The organism is Paenarthrobacter nicotinovorans (assembly GCF_007670255.1).
Lineage (GTDB): Bacteria > Actinomycetota > Actinomycetes > Actinomycetales > Micrococcaceae > Arthrobacter > Arthrobacter nicotinovorans_B.
Window position 1 is genome coordinate 293,878 of record NZ_SZVS01000002.1, and the last position, 18,857, is coordinate 312,734.

14 protein-coding genes are annotated in these 18,857 nt (G+C 64.1%); 6 read left to right on the top strand and 8 right to left on the bottom strand.

Translation table 11 applies throughout. The annotated features are described in order from the left end of the window. Positions 1–4: 4 nt before the first annotated feature. The 4 genes from FDP28_RS04180 to FDP28_RS04195 are packed head-to-tail and all read right to left on the bottom strand — an operon-like array spanning position 5 to position 6,278. A complete protein-coding gene (locus FDP28_RS04180; RefSeq protein ID WP_186313501.1) occupies positions 5–3,091 on the bottom strand; it encodes a glycoside hydrolase family 2 TIM barrel-domain containing protein in 3,087 nt (1,028 codons plus the stop codon). Then, on the bottom strand, positions 3,092–4,003 hold the full coding sequence (locus tag FDP28_RS04185) for a carbohydrate ABC transporter permease (protein WP_144659347.1): 912 nt from the start codon (positions 4,001–4,003) through the stop codon (positions 3,092–3,094). Then, a complete protein-coding gene (locus FDP28_RS04190) occupies positions 4,000–4,947 on the bottom strand; it encodes a carbohydrate ABC transporter permease (protein WP_144659348.1) in 948 nt (315 codons plus the stop codon). The genes FDP28_RS04185 and FDP28_RS04190 overlap by 4 nt, the downstream gene beginning before the upstream one ends. After that, positions 4,944–6,278 (bottom strand): ABC transporter substrate-binding protein, encoded by a 1,335-nt coding sequence (locus tag FDP28_RS04195; protein ID WP_144659349.1) that lies wholly within the window; start codon positions 6,276–6,278, stop codon positions 4,944–4,946. The genes FDP28_RS04190 and FDP28_RS04195 overlap by 4 nt, the downstream gene beginning before the upstream one ends. Before the next feature lie 143 nt (positions 6,279–6,421). On the opposite strand from FDP28_RS04195, the gene FDP28_RS04200 reads away from it, so the two are divergent. Continuing rightward, the gene (locus FDP28_RS04200; protein WP_186313502.1) at positions 6,422–7,057 is read left to right on the top strand and encodes a TetR/AcrR family transcriptional regulator; all 636 of its coding nucleotides are present in this window, start codon (positions 6,422–6,424) and stop codon (positions 7,055–7,057) included. Between the two features lie 40 nt (positions 7,058–7,097). Here FDP28_RS04200 and FDP28_RS04205 read toward each other — a convergent pair whose 3' ends face one another. After that, positions 7,098–8,273 carry an acyl-CoA dehydrogenase family protein gene (locus FDP28_RS04205; RefSeq protein ID WP_144659350.1) on the bottom strand — a complete coding sequence of 392 codons (1,176 nt, stop codon included), beginning with the start codon at positions 8,271–8,273 and terminating at the stop codon, positions 7,098–7,100. A gap of 133 nt (positions 8,274–8,406) precedes the next feature. On the opposite strand from FDP28_RS04205, the gene FDP28_RS04210 reads away from it, so the two are divergent. Next, a complete protein-coding gene (locus tag FDP28_RS04210) occupies positions 8,407–9,759 on the top strand; it encodes a glycosyltransferase 87 family protein (RefSeq protein ID WP_260842326.1) in 1,353 nt (450 codons plus the stop codon). Between the two features lie 41 nt (positions 9,760–9,800). On the opposite strand, the gene FDP28_RS04215 is transcribed toward FDP28_RS04210, so the two are convergent. The 3 genes from FDP28_RS04215 to FDP28_RS04225 are packed head-to-tail and all read right to left on the bottom strand — an operon-like array spanning position 9,801 to position 13,248. Continuing rightward, entirely contained in the window at positions 9,801–11,327 is a 1,527-nt protein-coding gene (locus tag FDP28_RS04215; RefSeq protein WP_144659351.1) for an APC family permease, read from the bottom strand. Beyond that, positions 11,324–12,529: a glutathionylspermidine synthase family protein gene (locus FDP28_RS04220; RefSeq protein ID WP_144659352.1), complete on the bottom strand. Its 1,206-nt coding sequence runs from the start codon at positions 12,527–12,529 to the stop codon at positions 11,324–11,326. The genes FDP28_RS04215 and FDP28_RS04220 overlap by 4 nt, the downstream gene beginning before the upstream one ends. A gap of 2 nt (positions 12,530–12,531) precedes the next feature. Further along, a complete protein-coding gene (locus FDP28_RS04225; protein WP_144659353.1) occupies positions 12,532–13,248 on the bottom strand; it encodes a Tat pathway signal protein in 717 nt (238 codons plus the stop codon). A gap of 151 nt (positions 13,249–13,399) precedes the next feature. Here FDP28_RS04225 and FDP28_RS04230 point away from each other — a divergent pair, with 151 nt between their 5' ends. The 4 genes from FDP28_RS04230 to FDP28_RS04245 all read left to right on the top strand — a co-directional run bounded on the left by FDP28_RS04230 (position 13,400) and on the right by FDP28_RS04245 (position 18,760). Then, positions 13,400–14,923 (top strand): sensor histidine kinase, encoded by a 1,524-nt coding sequence (locus FDP28_RS04230; protein WP_144659354.1) that lies wholly within the window; start codon positions 13,400–13,402, stop codon positions 14,921–14,923. Further along, positions 14,920–15,594: a response regulator gene (locus FDP28_RS04235; protein WP_144659355.1), complete on the top strand. Its 675-nt coding sequence runs from the start codon at positions 14,920–14,922 to the stop codon at positions 15,592–15,594. The genes FDP28_RS04230 and FDP28_RS04235 overlap by 4 nt, the downstream gene beginning before the upstream one ends. 32 nt (positions 15,595–15,626) lie before the next feature. Next, positions 15,627–16,283 carry an MOSC domain-containing protein gene (locus tag FDP28_RS04240; protein ID WP_144659356.1) on the top strand — a complete coding sequence of 219 codons (657 nt, stop codon included), beginning with the start codon at positions 15,627–15,629 and terminating at the stop codon, positions 16,281–16,283. Between the two features lie 380 nt (positions 16,284–16,663). After that, on the top strand, positions 16,664–18,760 hold the full coding sequence (locus FDP28_RS04245) for a DEAD/DEAH box helicase (RefSeq protein ID WP_144659357.1): 2,097 nt from the start codon (positions 16,664–16,666) through the stop codon (positions 18,758–18,760). Positions 18,761–18,857: the final 97 nt, after the last annotated feature.

The window sequence follows — 18,857 nt, forward strand, 5'->3', positions numbered from 1 at the left end:
GGGGCTAGCCCGCTTCGGTGATCCGGAACGTCAGGGTTCGGGCCTCCGGACGCAAAGCGAAGTCCGGCCACACATCCGGCCCGCAAGCCCTGGACCCCAGTCCATGCTGGGCCGCGTCCAGGTACAGGTAGCTGCCCTGGCTCTCGGGGAGCTCGTGCGGGTGGGCGGCTGCGGAAATCTCCTGCGCTGTGTGCCGGGCAAGCGCAAAGCCCGGGAGGCGATCGCGGGAGTCCGGCACCGCCTGGAACTGGAGCCAGGGAGCACCGCTGTTGTGCAGGTCCAGTGATCTGACCGCACTCCTGTGGCCGGATTCCTGGGGCTTGGCGTAACGCACGGACAAATCGTCGATACCGGCGGAATAACGTCCAACCAACGCGGCGCGCATGCTGTCCGGGTACGACTCACGGGGGCCGGTTCCGAACCAGGCGGCCCCGTCCACGGAGCCGGGCAGGTCGAAGCGGATTCCCACCCGCGGCCAGATGATGTCCCAACCTGAGCCCGGAACGATCTCCACCCGTAGCGACAGCCCGCCATCGGCCAGTTGCCAGTTTTCCTCCACCGACACCCAGCACGCGGTGTCGGCGGCGGCGTACCGGGTTCGGACAGAAACCCCGTCGTCGCTGGAGAACATGCTTTCCACCCGGCCCGTGAGCCGGTCCAGGCCGGCAGCACGCCAGATGCTTTCCATGGAAGGAGCCGGAACACCGTCGCCATTGTTGAGCCACGGATCGGCGAGGTCGTAACTGCCGCGCCCCGCACCGGCGTCGTTATCCGTGGGGGCACGCCACAACTCCAGCCGCGGACCGGAGACCGGAAGCCCCGCCAGGGACACCAGGCGGCCGTGATCAAAGACCGCCGGGCCAAGCGTCACGCTGGGAGCCACGTCCTCGGAACGCCGATAAGCCGCAGGCTGCGGCCGGGGCGGGGTGACAGGTGTCCTCGGCCCTGACAGCGCCAGCTGCGCCACGGAGATCACGTGGCCAGTCGTCGCCCAGGCTGTGTCCTTTCCGAGCACTGCCTCCACGGTCAGCCACTGTTCGCCCGTTTCTGCGATGGCCAGCCGGGGAAGTTCCATGATGGCGGTCCGACCTGCGGCCAGTGGCGCACCATTGGAATCGGTGACGTCGAACTCTCCAGAAGCGCCCGGCTCCCCGTCACGCTCAAGACGCCAGCGAAGCACGACGTCGGACGCGTCAGCCGTGTGCCGCAGGTTGGCGACCGTGATGAAGTGGCGGGCACCGCCGTCGTGCGTTTCGGTGGAGAAGCCCAAGCGGATCGGTGCCACGACCTGCTTGTACTCGAAAAGTCCCGGGCTGGGCGTGGAGTCCGAAAGCACCATGCCGTCCATGACGAAGTTGCCGTCGTGGACCACCTCGCCGAAGTCCCCGCCGTAGGCGAAGAACTCCGTGCCATCGGCGGTGGTGGTGCGGATTCCGTGGTCCCGCCATTCCCAGACGAAGCCACCATGCAGCTTCGGGTACCGGTCCACAAGGTCCTCGTATTGGTCGATTGCGCCGGGGCCGTTGCCCATGGCGTGCACGTACTCGCACAGGATGAACGGCTTGGTGCGCTGCCGGGCCGATTCCGCGGCGGAGCAACCCAGCAGCAGTGAGCGCGAATCGTCGCGGCCGATCGCTTCGGTTTCAGGCACGGAGGAGTACATCCGTGAGTAGACGTCCGTGTAGGCGCCGGTGTAGTCGCCCTCGTAGTGGACGGGGCGGCCGGTGTCGCGGGCATGGGTCCAGGCGGACATCGCAGCCAGGTTGGCGCCGGTACCGGACTCGTTGCCGAGGGACCACATGATGATGGAGGGGTGGTTCTTGTCCCGTTCCACGGTCCGTTCCATGCGGTCCACGTACGCTTCGCGCCAGGCGGGGTCGTCACTGGGGTTGCCCACCCAGCCGTGCCGCTCGAAACCGTGGGTCTCCAGGTCGCACTCCAGGATCACCCAGAAGCCCAGTTCGTCGGCGATGTCCAGCAATCGGGGGTGCGGCGGATAGTGGCTGGTGCGGATCGCGTTCACGTTGAACCGCTTCATCAGGGCCAGGTCCTCGCGGGCGAAGTCCTCGTTGAACACCCGCCCGCGATCGGGATGTGTCTCGTGGCGGTTCACGCCGTGGAAGACCACCCGCCGACCATTGACCAGGAACTGGTCGCCCTTGATCTCCACCGTGCGGAACCCGAGGCGCAGGGAGATGGTCTCGCCTTGGCTTGCGACGCTCGCGTTGTAGAGGCGCGGCACCTCAGCAGACCAAGGTTCGACGCCGGTGATCGCCACCGGGGCGACGTCGGCCGGGGAGTCCCAGACGACGTCGACGTCCAGTTCAGGGACCGACAGGCGAATGGGGTAGGCGGCCGCCGATGCCGTGACCTCGGGCTCGATGGCGCCGGAGCCGGCCGTGTAGGACGTCCGCAACCAGACGTCGTCGAGTCCCTTCCCGGGGCGTGCCTGGAGCGTGACATCACGGAAAATTCCGGGCATCCACCACTGGTCCTGGTCTTCGACGTAGCTGGACGCCGACCACTGGTGGACCCGGACGGCCAGGACGTTGGTGCCCGGCCGGAGTGCTTCCGTGACGTCAAATTCCTGCGCCAGCCTGCTGCCGGTGCCCACGCCGATTTCGGTTCCGTTGAGCCACACCTTGTAGCGGGACTCCACGCCATCGAAACGGAGGGCTGTCCTGTCAGTGAGGTTCCAGTCCTCCGGGAGCTCGAAGGTGCGACGGTAGTCGCCGGTGGGGTTCTGGTCAGGGACGTGCGGTGCTTCGATGGGAAAGGGGAACTGGACGTTGGTGTAGATGGGGCGGCCGTAGGCGCCGTCCCCTTCCAGCACCCAGTGGGCTGGGACAGGGATCCAGTCCCAGCCGGAGTCGTCCAGGGACTCTTCGGCCACGCCCTCAACCGCTTCTCCGGCAGGCAGCACTCCGCGTCCCCCGGGTGTGCCGGGAGCGCCGGGCAGAAGGCGGAAGCGCCACTGGCCATTCAAGGAGAGGGCAGGAGCATCCGAATGCAGCCACGATCTGGCCGGGAGGCGGTTGCCCGTTCCGGGGCCGGTATCTGTGATGTAGCCGGTTACTGCTGGGGCGTTCATTTACTTCACGGCTCCTTCTGTCAGTCCTCCGCGCCAGAAGCGCTGCAGGACAATCATGGCGATGCTGAGGGGAATGATGGAGAGCAGCACTCCGCCTGTGGTCAGTTCATAGAATTCGGGCAAACGGTCCACTTGGCTGAGCCAGTTGTTCAAGCCAAGAGTGATGGGGTAGAGCTCGGAATCGGACAACATGACCAACGGCAGGAAGTAGTTGTTCCAAATGCCCACCAGCTGGAAAAGGAATACGGTTACCAGGGCCGGCGTCAGGACCTTGAGCCCAATCGTGTGGAAGATCCGCAACTCACCGGCGCCGTCGATCCTTGCCGCTTCGATCAGCGAAGTGTCCACAGTGGCCTGCGCATAGATCCGGCAAAGGAACAGCCCAAAAGGGGAGACCAGCGATGGCAGCAGGACGCTCCAGTACGTGTTGGCAAGGCCCATTTGGCTGAACAGCAGGAAGAGCGGCAGGGCAGTGGCCGTTCCCGGAACGAGCACACCGCCCAGGATGGTACCGAACACCAGGTTGCGTCCTTTGAACTCGTACTTGGCCAGGGCATAACCGCCTGCCGCAGCAAAGTACGTGGCCAGGAGTGCCCCAACACCGGCGTAGATGGCCGAGTTCAGGAACCAGCGGCCGAAAATGCCTTGATCATAGCTGAGGACCCGGCCCAGGTTTTCCCAAAGCGAGAACGTCGGAGCGAAGAGGAATCCGTTGGTGGAGAACAGATCGGCAGTGGATTTGGTGGAGGCCACCAGGACCCAGTAGACGGGGATCAGGAAGTAGAGCGCTACCACCACCAGAAGGGCGGTGACGACGATGGAGGAGGACCGCCGTCGTCCGGCTGATCGGTCTTGGCCTGCGGGTTGTTGGCTTCGTGCGGTGGTGGAGGGTTTGGTAGCTGTCGCGGTCATGATGACTTCCTGTTCGTGAGTGCGAGGAAGGCGAAGGAAAGGGCGAACGCAGCCACGGCGATGATGACCGACTGGGCGGCCGCAACGTTGTAGTCGTTGTAGGCAAAGGCCGTCGTGTAGGCGCTGAGGTTCGGCGTGTACTGGCTGTCGATGGCGGGGGCCACGGTCTTGAGGACCTGCGCTTCGGCGAACAACTGCAGCGTTCCGATAATGGAGAACACTGTGGTGAGCATGAGGGCGGGACGGATCAGGGGGAGCTGGATGCTCCGGGCCACCCGCCACGTCGAAGCCCCATCGACTTTTGCCGCCTCGTACAGTTCCACCGGGATGGCCTTCAGCTGCGCCACGATGATGAGCATGTTGTACCCGGTGTAGCTCCAGGTGACAATGTTGGCGATGGACCACAGCACGCTGTTGGCACCCAGGAAATCGGGGGTCAGTCCTACGAGCTTGGCAGCGTCGAAGAGGGGACTGAGGCCGGGGACGTAGAGGAAGGACCACAGGATGGTGGCGATCACTCCGGGGACGCCGTAGGGCATGAAATAGGCTGCCCGGAAGAATCCCGGCCACTTGGCGGAGGCCGATTCCAACATCAGGGCAAGGACGGTGCAAAGGACGATCATGACCGGAACCTGAACGATGCCGAACAACAGCATCCGGCCGATTGACGCTACGAAGCTGCCGTCGGCAAGGGCCTGTGCGTAGTTGCCGAACCCGGCGAATTCGCTGCTAACACCCGCCTCTCCGAAGAGTCCGCTCCGGGTCACTTTGGTGAAGCTGGACAGCAGGGCCACAACAATGGGAAGCAGGAACGTCAGGACGAAGAGTGCCAGAAAAGGTGCGAGCAGGAGCCAGGGTGCCCGTGCCGCGGCGCCTGTCCTCTTGGCGCGGCCGGCCGCCGCGACGGGACGTTGCGCGGTGGTTGCAGTGCGGGTGGTCGTCATGCCGTTTCCTTTCGGATGGTTAGGCCCTTGTTCTTGAAAACGGTGATGATCTGCTGCTCCGAGGCTGCAATGGAGTCCACCAAGGACGTACCGAAGGCCTTCTTGCGGAACCCGTCACTGAGGATGTTGAAGGACTGCTGGGTCACCGGCCACCAGGACCATTCAGGGTTTTGCTGCTGTGCGGCCGGAACGAAGACCTCCTGGTTGTAGTTTTGACCCCCGAAGAACGCCGATGGCTGTTGGCGGTCCGTGCCAATGAAGCCAGGATTGGGAGACCATCCGATGCCGCTGTTCTTGATTTCGGAGTCGATTCCCTCTTTCGAGGTAGTCAGCCAGACTGCGAAGTCCACTGCTTCCTTGGGATGCTTGCTGTTGGCCAGGACCGCAGCGGTGGATCCGCCGAGGTAGCTGGAACCGAAGCCGGTGGCACCCCAAGTTGGCATAGGGGAAACGCGCCATTTTCCTTCGGAACCGGCGACGCCCTGCACCAGGGCATCACCCCAGCTTCCGGTGATGGTGGAGGCAATGCCACCTTTGCCCGCCGCGGCGAACCAGCCGGGGGAGAAGGCACCGTAGGCGGTGGTGACGAGGTCGTCGTCGATCGCTTTATCGAAGAAGCGGGCAGTGTTGAGCGTCGCGTCGTCCGTCATGTTGATGACCCAGCCGTCTTCCTCGGGCCGGAGCCAGGCAGCGCCTGCCTGTCCGGCAAAGGAAGCGAAAGGGGAGGCGTCGCTGATCGGGAAGCAGTCCAGGTACGTGTCCACGGAACGAAGCTCGCGGGCCAGCCCCGCCCATTCCTCCCACGTTTTAGGTGGAGTTCCGCCCACTTTGTCCAGGAGGGCCGGTTGATGGAACATGGCCATCGGACCCGAGTCCTGGGGGATTCCGTAGACTCCGCCCGTGTAGCTGACCTGCTTCCAGAGGGTGGGATCGTACAGGTGCTGATGGTCGTTGGCTCCGTACCGGGAGACATCCACCAGCCCGTTCACCAGCATGAACTCCGGGATCGACCGCAGTTCCACCTGGGCCAGATCCGGCCCGCCCCCGGCTGCCAGTGCTGAGTACAGCTTTTGGTACCCGCCCGCGTTGCCGCCAGGGATCCACACCACGTCCACTTGGACGTCGGGGTTGGCAGCGTTCCACACGTCGGCAACATTCTGGAAGTCCTTCAGCCACGCCCAGTAGGTGAGCCGCACGGGACCGTTGGCGGCGGGGATGGTCGGTGCGGCGTTGACGGAGTGGGTTCCCGGGGTGGCGCAGCCGGAAAGCAGGCCCATGGCGGCTGTTCCCAGGCCTGCTGCCAGGAGTTGTCTTCGACTGAAACCGGTCATGAGCCTTCACCTCTTTGTGTCGGGTTGACGCTGCAGCGCACCCGGAAAGCGTGTGCGGCGCGTCGATTGTGACCACGGTAACAGAAAAATCGAGTGACTACTCGAATTTCAAGGCAATGACGTTCCACGTACACTGGCTAGCCATGACCACAAAGGATGCGGGCCGGGCAGCGAGGCGTGGCCCTTACGCGAAATCCGAGGAACGGCGCCAGACGATCCTGGATGCAGCCCACGCGGTGTTTGCCGCGCGGGGATACCGCGGGGGATCGTTGCAGGAAGTCGCTGACCGTGCGGGCATGAGCCAGACCAGCCTCCTGCACTACTTCCCGTCCAAGCGCGACCTCCTGATGTCGGTCCTGGAACGGCGTGACGAGATCACCGGCGGAGCCTTCCCTGATGACATGGAAGAGGGCTTGGCGGACTCGGTCATCCGGACGGCGCTGTACAACGAGAACATCCCCGGGGTGATCGAGCTCTACACGGTCCTGTGTGCGGAATCAGTCACGGATGAGCATCCCGGCAGGGACTACTTCACCGCACGCTTCGAGCGATTGCGGGCAAGCTATGCCCGTCGTTTCGGCGAGCTTGCAGCAGACGGCAGGCTGCGGCCCGGCGTCGATCCCGAGGAAGCAGCAACATCGCTGGTGGCTCTTTGGGACGGCCTCCAAACCCAGTGGCTCCTTGCCCCGGACCGGGTCGACGTAACCAAGGGCCTGAGTGGGTTCCTCAAGTTGGTGATCCTCCCGGACCCAACCAGGGGACAGCAAACGTCCCATTGAGCCCCCGTAGCGACGTTTGCTGTCCCCTAGTTGGGGTGGGTTAGCCGCGGAAGGCCGACAGACCCGTGATGTGCTGGCCCAGGATCAGGGTGTGGACCTCGTCGGTTCCCTCGTAGGTGCGCACCGACTCCAGGTTGTTCGCGTGCCGCAGCGGTGAGTAGTCCAGCGTGACGCCGTTGCCGCCCAGGATGGTCCGGGCCTCGCGGGCGATCTTGATGGCTTCGCGGACATTGTTGAGCTTGCCCAGCGAAATCTGCTGTGGCTGGAGGTGCCCGGCGTCCTTCAGCCGGCCCAGGTGGAGGGCCAGCAAGGTGCCCTTCTGGATCTCCAGGAGCATGTTGACCAGCTTCTCCTGCGTTAGCTGGTAACCGGCCAAGGGACGTCCGAACTGCAAGCGTTCACCCGCGTAGGAAAGGGCGGCTTCGTAGGAATCGCGGGCCGCTCCCATGGCACCCCAGGCGATCCCGTAGCGTGCCTCGTTCAGGCAGGAAAATGGGCCGCGAAGACCCATGGCACCCGGGAGGATCGCCTCCGGAGCCAGCCGAACGGCGTCGAACGTTACATCGCACTGGACCGAGGCGCGCATTGAAAGCTTTGGCTCAATGGGCGTGGCGGTGACGCCCTGGGCACCGGCGGGGACCAGGAAGCCCCTGATTCCGTCGTCCGTCCGGGCCCACACCACCATGATGTCCGCGATCGAGGCGAGGCCGATCCAGCGCTTGGCTCCATCCAGCACCCATCCATCGCTGGTCTGCCGGGCGGTCGTGGTCATGGAGGAAGGGTCCGAGCCAGCCGTAGGTTCAGTCAAAGCGAAGCAGCCGATCAGCTCACCGGCAGCCATCCGTGGAAGCCACTCCTCCTTCTGTGCCTCCGATCCCCAACGATGAATGGCGGTCATGGCGAGCGAACCCTGCACCGAAACAAAGGTCCGGATGCCTGAATCGCCGGCTTCCAGCTCCATCGCCGCCAGGCCATATTCGACGGCGGTCCGGCCGGGGCAGCCGTAACCCTCCAGGTGCATGCCGAGGACGCCCAGCTCGCCAAGTTCCGGGGCGATCTCCCGGGGAAAGACCGCGTCCTCGTACCAGCGGGAAATATTCGGACGGATCCTTTGGGTGGTGTAATCGCGGACTTTGTCGCGGACGGCGAGTTCGTCGTCGGAAAGAAGGGAATCCAGGGCCAGGACGTCGGAGGTGTTCGTCGTTGAATCGCTCATTCCAGCATCCTAGGGGGAGTGCCGGACCCTGCGGACCAGCCGGGCCGCAGGGCCTCGGAAGGCCCTTCAGTAGTATGGGATGCGGGGGCGGCACACTTCCCCCGTGCGACTTTGCTTACTTGGGGGATTTTGGATGGCACTGCCCGACGTCGATTTACGGACCGGAACGGACGCCGCGCGGCCGAACACAACGGCCCAGGCCTCGCCGTTGCTCCTGCGCCTGCTGCCTGTGGCCGTAGTGGCTTTGCCGGTGTGGATGTTGCTCGCGGACTGGGCCAAGCAGGGCCTGGACTTCAGCGTCTACTGGTTCGGTGGGAGCATCCTGAACCAAGCAGGCTCCTCGCCGTCGGACCTCTATGGCCCCACAGTGGCATCGGCCGGAGGGCCGCACCTGCCGTTCACGTACCCACCGTTTGCCGCGCTGGTGTTCGGGTTGTCGGCCCGCCTGCCCCAATCCTTGGCGCTCAACGTGTTCAACGGCGTCGGTGTGGTGGTGGCAGCGTGGGTGGCTGTCACGATTGTCCGTTACTGGTCATCCAAACCGGACCTGCGGAGCGCACTTTCCTCGGCGAGGAGCTGTTGGACAGCTGCGGCGTTGTTCCTGGCAATCCTTTTACTGGGACCGTGGCGAGAGACGTTGGCCTTCGGCCAGATCAATATTCTGCTGATGGGCCTGATGGTGGTGGACCTGCTCGGCGGCGTGTCCAAGCGCAGGAGGTTCCGGGGAAGCGGCTTCCTTGTTGGCGTTGCCGCCGGCATCAAGCTGACGCCCTTGGTGTTCGGCCTGTATTTCCTGATGCGCAAGGACTGGCGTGGGCTGGCGAATATGTCCGTGGGCTTCGTATCCACAATCCTGTTTGCGTGGTTGCTGCGCCCGTCGGAATCCCTGAAATTCTGGCTGGAAATCCTTCCCGACACGTCCCGCATCGGCGGAGCCGGCTACGTGGACAACCTCTCCATCAAGGGTGCATTGTTGCACTTCGGAGTCCCTCAGGACGCCGTGACGCTCCCTTGGATTGCATTGAGCCTGTTGACGCTGGTTTTGGCTGCCGTTCTCATCAGGGCCGCCAGCGCCCAGGGCGCCCGCGTTGTTGCCATTTCGACGACGGCACTGGCCATGCTGCTCGTCAGCCCGGTTTCCTGGTCCCACCACTGGGTCTGGATGGCCGTGGTCCTGCCGGCGTTCGCTTGGACCATCAAGGACACCCCGGCGCGTCTGAAGACCCAACGGACGGTGATGGGGATCGTTCTTACCGTCTCCACGCTGGTGTTTTTCTTCTCCCCGAAGACCATTGGTACCGCACTCGGCGCAGCCAACCTGGATGTCCAGACGCCCGGTCTGTGGATCATGGCCTCCAGCGCCGGTGTTTTCTGCGCGGCGGCCATCCTCCTCTCCTGGTTGGCAGCCCTGCGCAGGAACTCCATCCGCACCGAAGAAGTGCCGGACGTTCCTACCCGCCTGCGCCAGTGGGCTGCCCGCTCCTAAGCGAGGTCCTAAGCCGGGGCCGCAGGAAACGGCAACCCGGCCTACTCGCCGCGAACCACGCCGGCGTCGGCCCGTTCACCCGTGAAGTAGCCGCGGGTGGAAGGGGCGAAGCGGCATACGACAGCCAGGACCACGCCCAGGGCCAGCAGCAGCACGCCACTGACAAACGCGCCACCGATGCCGAAGATCTGCGTATCGCCGTAGGACGGATCCCACATCTGCACCGCGGAGATGAAGAACGCCGCCGTCAGGGACAAGGCTCCCAGGAACGGCAGGATGCCGCGGAACCAGAGGTTGCGGGCGGAATCCCGCAGGGTCGCACGGAAGTACCAGACACAAGAGAACCCGGTGAGCGCATAGTAGAACGCGATGAACAGGCTGATGGCACTGATGGAGTCCGAGAGCAGGTTCTCGCTGAGGAAGCTCATGGCCACGTAGTAGACCACCGCCACGGCCCCCATCACCTGGGTTGAGAACCCCGGCGTCATGAATCGCTCATGGACCTTTCCGAAGCGCGGGGGAAGGGCGCCATGGACACCCATGGACAGGGTGCCGCGGGCCGTCGGAAGGATGGTGGTCTGGGTGGAGGAGAGGACAGAGGCCAGCACCGCCACCACAATCAGCCATCCCCACGGACCGAGAACAACATCCTTCATTGCCAGGAAGACATCGTCCTGGTTGGCCTCATTACCGAGGCCGATACCATCGGTTCCGATCGTGGCGTACATCATCACCAGCAGGGCCACGGACACGTAGATTGCCACCAGCACTGAGGCGGAGATAACGGCACCACGGCCCGGGGTTTTGGCCGGGTTTTCGGTTTCTTCATTCAGCGCCAGGCAGGTGTCCCAGCCCCAGTAGATGAACAGGGCCAGCAGGGCGCCGTGGACCACTGCTCCCGGGTCGGCAAAAGCGCCCGCAGGATTGAACCACTCAAAGTCGAAGGCCTGCCCCTCGGGAGCACCGCCTGCGATCCGGAAGATAATTGCCACGGCAAAAATGCCCAGGGAAATGTACTGGATGTACGTCAATGTCCGCTGGACGTGTTCACCCAACCTGATGCCTCGATGGTTGACGTAGGTCATGAACACGATGAACAGTACGCCCGTGGCGGTCACCAGCCATTTATTCTCCGCCAGGGAGCCATCGCCAATCAGCAGCCAAAGGTACTTTCCAGCGATCTGGGCAAGGTTTGCCAGGACCACGATCCCAGCCAGGGCCACGCCCCAGCCGCCCAGCCAGCCCGCCCACGGCCCGAACGCTTTGCGTGCCCAGAAGAACGTGGTTCCACAGTCCGGCATGGCGCTGTTGAGCTCGCGGAACGCGTAGGCAATGAACAGGACAGGAATGAATCCCAGCACAAGAATGAGCGGCGTGTAGTTCCCGTTGACGGCAACGATGAGCCCCAGGGTCGCCGCCAGCGAATAGACCGGTGCAGTGGATGCAAGCCCCAGCATGACGGAGTCGCCGAGGTCCAGGATTCCGGCGTGGAGCCCTTTGGGAGGTACGACGGCGGTACGGTCGCCGCCCGCTGGGCCGCCACCCGGCGTCGAGGTTTCAGTGCTCATAGTGCAGCTCCATAGGAAGTAGCAGGGGGCGCGACGGGCGCGGGGGCGTCGATGGTGTTGGGGACGAAGCGGCAGAAGTAGTCCGTGATGGGGCCATCCGATTCGCGGATGCCGCAGCCGACTGATTCGCCGTCCACCACCCAGAGCCCGAGGACGGGGTGGTTTCCGTCAAAGTCGGGAAGCGGGTGGTACTGCTGGTAGCACCAGCCTTCGCGGCCGTAGCCTCCGGGCTGCGAGATATCGATGCCGGGGGCGTGGATGCGGATGTTGTCGCCTTCGCGGCCGTGCAGGGGCTTGGCCACCCATTCCTTCAGCGGTCCGGGATCGCCGAGGTAGGCGGGCAGCAGGTTCTCGTGGTTGGGGTAGAGATGCCAGAGTGCAGCCAGGAGGGCCTTGTTGGACAGCAGCATCTTCCAGGCCGGTTCCACCCAGCGGGGATTGTGTGCACGCTGCAGAAGACGGTGGCCGAAAGGCTCCTTCATCATCAATTCCCAGGGGTACAGCTTGAACATGGTGCTGATCATGAAGTTGTCCAGGTCCACGAACCGATTCAGGTTGGGATCCCAGCCGATGTCCGACATGTTGATGCCGATGGTGGTCCAGCCGCCCTGGCTGGCCACGTCCCGCATGTAGGCGGCCGTCATCCAGTCCTCGCCGGATTCCTCGGCTTCGGAGTGGGCGACGTGCAGGGTGCTCATTCCGGTCCGGTACTGCAGTTTTTGCCACTGCCGGATCAACGCCTCATGGATGCCGTTCCACTGGTCCTTTTCCGGAAAAACATCCTGCAACCAGAACCATTGAGCCACCGAGGCCTCGATCAGACCAGTAGGGGTATCGGCGTTGTACTCCAGCATTTTGGCCGGGCCGCCGGCGCCGTCATAGATGAAGTCGAAACGGCCGTAGATGTCCATGTCCCCGGCCTGCAGCGACTCTGCAGCCAGTTCTAGTGCCTGGCGCCCAATCCCGATGTCGCCCATGGCCCCGGTGGCAAGATACTTCGCCGCCTCCAGACACATGAGGTGCATGCCTTCGGCGGTCTCCTCGAGTTTCTCCACCTCGTCCATGGTGAACTCGTAGTAGGCCGATTCGTTCCAGTATTCGATCTTCCGGCCGTCGGGCATGGTGGTGGTCGAAAAAACCAGGCCCTGCTCTTCGATCTTCTGCTTCCAGTCCGGCCGAGGCACGGAGGACAGTCGCCGCACGCCTAGCCTCCCGAGCTTCCGCCGCTTTTGGAACTGCTGCCGAAGCCACCGCGACTGACCGTGCCGCCCTTGGTGCTGTATCCCGTGGAAGTCTTGGCTCCCTGGGGGACGGTCTTCGTAGCGCTGGGATACGAGCTGCGGTTCTGGCCGACGGCGGGCACGCTGGCGCCGCGCGAGTAGAAGTACCAGGCATAAACGCCGGAGCTCCGCCCTGCCGAACTGCTGTTGTTGCACTGGTCGTCGTCCACGCGCTCGCCGGTTTCCTCGTTGAAACAGACCTGGGCGTAGTCGGCCTCTTGTTCGTTGGAGGCCACGATGGCGGTGATCGTTCCGGCCAGGAGGGCCGTCACGCCCAGCCCCACCACGATGGTGCGGCGCTGGGAACGCTTCTTTTTCTTCGCTGCGGCAGCGGCTTCACGTTCGCGTTCACGCTCAAACGGGTCAACGACGGGCAGGGGCTGTCCCGGCCCAGCCTGTCCTGCCGTGTTACCAGCCGCGGGAGCTCCCACGGGTGCGCCAGTGGTCTTCTTGTTCTTGGACCGTTTGCCGCTTCCCGTGGGGCCGTCCTCGACCGGGGTGAACAACTCGGGATGGAGCTCAGGTTTGGGTACCTGCCATGGAGGTGGTTTGGGCGCGTTGTTGGCCGCGTTCAAGCCGTCGTTGTTGTCCCCACCGCTGCCATTGTTGCCGGCCGCGTCAGGGCTGTCTTTCGGGTCCATGTATATCCCCCTGGATAGACCGTGGTGTGCCCGGCGCCCCGCCGGACCAGAATGCTCAGAGCAAGCCTAGTCCTTGCACCCTCTGCAGGCACTTATCCCCGCGGCATATGGGGAGAAGTGCCCATCGCGGGAACCGTGCAAGGATGTAGCCATGGCGGCAACTGAGGCTCACGGCAACGGTGATGAAGGCGCCCTGCTGAAGTTTCCGACGGTGCGCGGCATTGGCCGCGGCCGGGTCACGGCAGGGCTGGTCTTGGCGCTTCTGCTCCCGCCGGCGGTGGAACTGACCGTTACGGTCCTCAATTTCCGCAACTTTTCCATGATCATGCTTCTTCAGCTTGCCGTGGCCGTGGCGGTGGCCGCCATTGGTGGTTTGTGGCCTGCGGTGGTTGCGGCCGTGCTGGGAAGTTTCCTGCTGAACTATTTCTCGGCAGACCCGGTGGGATCGTTGTCCATCGCCGATCCCACCACCTTGTTTACCCTGGTGGTTTTCCTCGCGGTGGCTTGCGGAGTGGCGTTGGCGGTGGGCCTGGCCAGCCGGAGGGCACAGGAAGCGGCGAGGTCCGGCGCGGAGGCCACTGCGCTCAGTGAACTTGCCCTTCGCATCCTGAGTTCGGATGGCAGCCTTGAGACGTTCCTTGAGAAGGTCCGTGGCAACCTCGGCATGGACGCAGTGACCCTCCTGGGTTCCACAGGCACAGGGACCACCACCCACGGTGAGCCCCCTGAATGGCGGGTCCTCGCCACCGCCGGCCTGAATCCGCCGGTGACGCATGCCGCCGCCGACCACGCCGCCGTCGTCGATCCGCACTACACGCTGCTGCTCCGCGGCGGTCCGTTGTCGCCCCACCACCAGCGGATGCTGGTGGCTTTCGGCGCGTTCGTGGTGGCTGTCAGGGAGCGGCAACAGCTGGTAAAGAGCAGGCGTGACAATCTGAGGTTGTCGGAGGGGAACAAAATGCGCACGTCGATTCTTCGGGCGGTTTCCCACGATTTGAGGACACCCTTGGCAGGAATCAAGCTGGCTGTCAGCAGTCTTCGGCAGGAGGACGTGAGCTTTCCCCCGGACGTTGAGCGGGAGCTGTTGGAAACCATCGAGGATTATGCGGACCGCCTGGACCACTTGGTGGACAACCTCCTGGACATGTCCCGGATCACCGCCGACGCCGTAAACCCGTTGTTGAGCGGGATCGTGTGGGCGGACGTCCTCCCGGATGCTTTACGGGGCGTTCCGCACGAGCGCCTGCGCAACGAATTGCCGCCCAACCTGCCTCCCGTACAGGCGGACGCGGGGATGCTCGAAAGGGTCGTGGCCAATATCGTTGAAAATGCCATGAAGTACGCCCCGGATTCGGATGTCGTGCTGACAGCCAGGGCGGGCGAAGGCATCACCGTGGGGGAGCAGCCGGCCAGCGAACTGCGGATCACGGACCACGGCAAGGGCGTCGGCCATGAGGAGGTCCTCACCATGTTCCAGCCGTTCCAGCGGTTTGGTGATTCGTCCACTGCCTCAACTGCCGGTGGGACAGGGGCAGGTGGCGGAGTCGGGTTGGGACTGGCCGTGGCGAAGGGATTCACCGAGGCCATGGGTGGCCGCCTCGCAGCGGAGCCGACGCCGGGTGGAGGCTTGACCATGGTGGTCACCTTGCCGTTGTGGACCGGTGACCCGCTGTGACGCTGGTTCTGATCGTTGAAGACGAGGCCCGCATCGCCCGGGCCATGCAGGTCACCCTCCAGGCCCATGGGTACCAGGCCCTGACCGTGGGAAACGGTGCCGACGCCCTGAACGCGGCCGCGAAGCACCCGGTCAACATCGTGGTGCTGGACCTGGGCCTTCCGGACATCGACGGCGTGGAGATCATCCGCCGCATCCGCGGCTGGAGCAGCATGCCCATCATTGTCTTGTCCGCCCGCCATGCTTCGGAGGACAAGGTGGAGGCGCTCGACGCCGGTGCGGACGACTACGTGACCAAGCCTTTCGGTTTGGATGAGCTGCTTGCGCGGCTGCGGGTGGCCTCACGCCGCGTGGTGGCCGGAGGGGAAGAACCCACGCTGGCAACCGCCGACTTCATTGTTGATCTCGCCGGGAAAAAGATCGTGAAGGACGGGACCGAGGTCCGGCTGACGCCCACCGAATGGAACATCCTGGAGTTGCTGGTCCGGAACAAGGGCAAGCTGGTCAGCCAACAGCAGATCCTCACGCAGGTCTGGGGGCAGGCCTATGCCAAGGAAACCCAGTACCTGCGGGTTTACATTGCCCAGTTGCGGCGGAAGTTGGAGCGTGATCCAGCGGAGCCGCGCCATCTGCATACGGAAGCGGGGATGGGCTACCGTTTTGATCCTTAGCCGCTGGCCGGTCCGTCCGTAGACTGGTGCCCATGAACACCGCTTCCGTCCTTGCCGTGTGCCGCGTCCACCAATTGCTTCCCGACCCCGTGGGAAGCGTGGGCGTTACCGCCATTGACAAAAGGCCCGTCGAAGGACCGGTCAAGGTCCACAAGCTGGGAATCCACGGGGATGTGCAGGCCAGCAGGGTGCACCACGGCGGGGAAGACCAAGCCGTCTACGCTTATTCGCAGGAAGACGCCGATTACTGGTCCGGCGAGCTGCAGAGGGACATTCCGGCAGGCACCTTCGGAGAGAACCTGCGTGTGGCAGGCATTGACCCCACAGGTGCCGTGATCGGCGAGCGGTGGAAGATCGGCCTCGACGTCGAACTTGAGGTGACCTCTCCCCGGACCCCTTGCGCCACGTTTCAACGCGTGCTCGGGGAGCCCAAATGGGTCAAGCGCTTTACCGACGCCGGGCGGGTTGGTTCTTACCTGCGCGTGATCAAGACGGGAAGTATCTCGGCCGGCGACCACATCCACCGCACCTTCGTGCCCAAGCACGGCATTACCGTGGGCCAGTGGTTCAGTGAGCCCACCCCGGAGCTGGTGCAGATCCTGCTTGATGCCGAAGCGGACGGGGAGATCCGCCTGCAAGAGGATTACCACCGTGAGTTCGACAAAGTGCTTCGAAGGAGCGGACTCTAGCAGCCCCGGGCAAGGATGTGAACAAGCTCACCCGGTGGTCACGGGGTCTTAACTCGCGGTGAGGATGCCGCGTGCCCTACACTTGAAACATCCCCCACTCCGGAATTCCCTTTATCCTGCCCAATTCTTGAGGCAGGACTGGTAAGTGTTGGGGCCCGCAATTGTGTGCGGGCATTTTCATAGGGAGAGCCGGCTAAAGAAAACGCTGTACAGACTGCTGGGATAGCAGCCAAGAGATGCAGCGGGAAGTCCTGCCATGGGATTGCGACAGCGCCGGACTTCTTGCGGAAGCAGGGCACCATTTCCTGTTTTCGCGACAAGTACTGCGGCCAGCCCAACCGGGTCGCGCCGACTGCCCTATGGATGAGGAATTTCTCCCTATGACCGAAAATCTCAACGAAGACTTCGACGCCCGGAACGCTGAAACTGTCGAAGCTGAAGCACCGGCTGCCGCCGCTGCCGCCGTCGAGAATGCCGCAGCTGAAACTGCGGCCCCCGCCTCAACTGACGCCGCCTCCAAGGACGGCGAAGAAGAAGGCGTCCGTTTCGCCGAACTCGGCATTGACGGCCGCGTCCTGGCCGCACTGCAGGATGTCGGCTACGAAAAGCCGTCGCCCATCCAGGCCGCAACCATTCCGCTGCTCCTTGAGGGTCGCGACGTCGTTGGCCTGGCCCAGACCGGTACCGGCAAGACCGCGGCATTCGCTGTTCCCGCGCTGTCCCGCCTGGCCGAACTCCACGACCTCAACGGCCCGTCCCGCAAGACCCAGGCTCTGGTCCTGGCTCCGACGCGTGAACTGGCGCTCCAGGTTGCCGAGGCCTTCACGTCCTACGCCAAGCACATTGACGACTTCACCGTGCTGCCTGTCTACGGTGGCTCCGCCTACGGCCCCCAGCTCGCTGGCCTTCGCCGCGGTGCCCAGGTTGTTGTCGGCACCCCTGGTCGTGTCATCGACCACATCGCCAAGGGTTCCCTGGACCTTTCCGAGCTCCAGTACCTGGTGCTTGACGAAGCTGACGAAATGCTCCGCATGGGCTTCGCCGACGACGTTGAGCAGATCTTCCAGCAGACGCCGGAAGACCGCCAGGTCGCTTTGTTCTCTGCCACCATGCCCGGCCAGATCCGCCGCATGTCCAAGCAGTACCTGAACAACCCTGCCGAGATTTCCGTGAAGTCCAAGACCTCCACGGGCACCAACATCCGCCAGCGTTACCTCCAGGTCATGGGCCCCCACAAGCTGGATGCCCTGACCCGCATCCTCGAGGTTGAAGAGTTCGACGGCGTTATCGCCTTCGTGCGGACCAAGATGGCTACCGAGGACCTCGCCGACAAGCTGAAGTCCCGTGGCTTCCAGGCGGCAGCCATCAACGGTGACATCCCGCAGCAGCAGCGTGAACGCACCGTGGACGCACTCAAGGAAGGCCGCATTGATATCCTCGTGGCCACCGACGTCGCCGCCCGCGGTCTTGACGTTGAGCGCATCAGCCACGTGATCAACTACGACATTCCGCACGACACCGAGTCCTACGTGCACCGCATCGGCCGGACCGGCCGTGCAGGCCGCAACGGTGACGCCGTGCTGTTCATGACGCCGCGCGAGAAGTACTTGCTCCGTGCCATCGAGAAGGCCACCCGCCAGACGGTGGAGCAGATGCACCTTCCCACGGCCGAGACCGTCAACTCGCTGCGTCTTGGCAAGTTCGCCGAGCGCATCACGGAGACCCTTGAGTCCGAGGACGTGGCCTTGTTCCGCGATCTCATTGCCTCCTACGAGGAAGAGCACAAGGTTCCGGCTGCCGAGATCGCCGCCGCTCTTGCCGTCATGGCCCAGGGCGGACAGCCCCTGCTGGTCAAGGAACTGCCCGCAGCTCCCGAGTACCAGAAGCGTGAGCGCTCCAAGGACGGCTTCGGTTCCCGTGGCCCGACCCGTCCGCTCACCGAGGGCAACGCCACCTACCGGATCGCCGTCGGACGCCGCCAGCGCGTCATGCCGGGTTCCATCGTGGGGGCCATTGCCAACGAAGGCGGTATCTCCTCCGCACAGATCGGCGGCATCGATATCCGCTCGGACCACTCCCTGGTGGAGCTCCCGGCGGACCTGAGCCCCGAGCAGTTGCGTGCACTGTCCCGTACCCGCATCGGCGGCGAGCTGATCCACCTTGAGCTGGACAACGGCCGCAGGCCCAACCGGGAGCGCGGCGGCTACGGCGACCGCGACAACCGCGGTGGCGGCAACTTCAAGGGCAACGGCGGATTCAAGAAGGAGTTCCGCAAGTCCGATGGCGAGCGTTCTTCCGCTGACCGTGGTGGCCGCTCCTACAGCGACCGCGCCGAGCGCACCTCGGGCAGCTACGGCGACCGCGATCGTGGCCAGGCCAGCGGCTCGCGCTACGGCGGCCACGGTGATGGTGCCCGCAAGCCCCGCACGGGCGGCGAAGGCAGCAACCGCGACTTCAACCGCAAGGGCAAGTGGTAAACAGCGCCAGGTGGTAAACACTAAGTAGTTCCCGTCAAGGGGCCGGCTTTCGAGCCGGCCCCTTGCGGCGTTAACGGGGTTACATGTGCCGTCGACC